Origin of the sequence: Clostridioides sp. ZZV14-6345 (assembly GCF_020657775.1) — a bacterium.
GTDB lineage: Bacteria > Bacillota > Clostridia > Peptostreptococcales > Peptostreptococcaceae > Clostridioides > Clostridioides difficile_D.
Genome location: NZ_JAGWCX010000148.1, coordinates 1 through 1,328 on the forward strand (window position 1 = coordinate 1; position 1,328 = coordinate 1,328).

The following is a 1,328-nucleotide window of genomic DNA, read 5'->3' on the forward strand; positions in this document are numbered from 1 at the left end:
AAAAGAAATACTGGTAGCAAAACAAAAGGTGTAAATGGACACACTATTAAATATTTAGAATATTTATCTAAAGACAAATTAATAAATATTGTGCGACAGAGATTAAGTTATTACAGACCTAATCCTGTAAGAAGAGTGTTCATACCAAAAAGTAATGGAAAACAAAGACCATTAGGAATACCTACAATTGAAGATAGACTCATTCAACAATGTATCTTACAAATATTAGAACCCATATGTGAAGGTAAATTCCATAAATCAAGTTTTGGGTTTAGACCTAACAGAAGTACACATCATGCAATTGCAAGGTGTCAGCATTTAATCAATCATAGTAAAAATCATTTTGTAGTTGATGTAGATATAAAAGGGTTCTTTGACAATGTAAATCATGGTAAATTAATGAAACAACTTTGGACTATTGGTGTAAGAGATAAGAAATTATTGTGCATAATAAGCAAAATGTTAAAAGCAGAAATGGTAGGTGAGGGTATACCAACTAAAGGTATACCACAAGGAGGAATATTATCTCCACTACTTGCAAATATTGTACTTAATGAATTTGATTGGTGGATTTCCAACCAATGGGAAACTAAAACTACTAATCACATATACAAACAACCAAGTTCTAAGATAGTTGCACTTAAAAATAGTAAGTTAAAACCATGTTACATTGTTAGATATGCAGATGACTTTAAGATATTTACTGATAGCAGGACAAATGCTAAGAAATTATTTATGGCTTCCAAACTTTGGTTGAATGACAGGCTTGATTTAGAAATTAGTGAAGAAAAAAGTAAAGTAACTAATTTAAGAAAAAATGGGTCGGATTTCTTAGGAATAAGACTACGAGCAGTGTCAAAAGGAACATCTCAATTAGGATATGTTTCTCAAAGTAAAATAGAGCCTAAGAGAAAATCGAAAATTACAGAAGTATACAAGAGTAAGTTAAAAGATTTAAGTAAAAGTCCAAGTATGGATAAATCTAAAAATCTTAATGGATTTACATTAGGAATTCATAACTACTACAAAGTAGCAACTGATGTAAGACAAGATTTTCATGACATAATGTATTTAGTGTATGGTAAATATAAAACTCTTAAACGAAGGCATATAATAACCGAAAAAGGTGAAAAGAATGAAGTATTTAAGACATTCTATAAAGGATATAGTGGAAGTTTAGACAGATGTTGTAATATAACTTTATATCCGATACCATTTGTACATTTTACAAAGCCACTACAAATTCATCCAGAGGTTACACCGTATACTGAAATTGGTAGAAACCGAATTCATAATACATTAACCGTAGTATTACCACAAGAATTAGA

At 29.7% G+C, this 1,328-nt stretch carries 1 protein-coding gene; it reads left to right on the forward strand.

The genetic code is table 11. The features are described from left to right. A partial coding sequence (gene ltrA, locus KGF39_RS19350) for a group II intron reverse transcriptase/maturase (RefSeq protein ID WP_227823564.1) occupies window positions 1-1,328 on the forward strand: 1,328 nt, incomplete at both ends.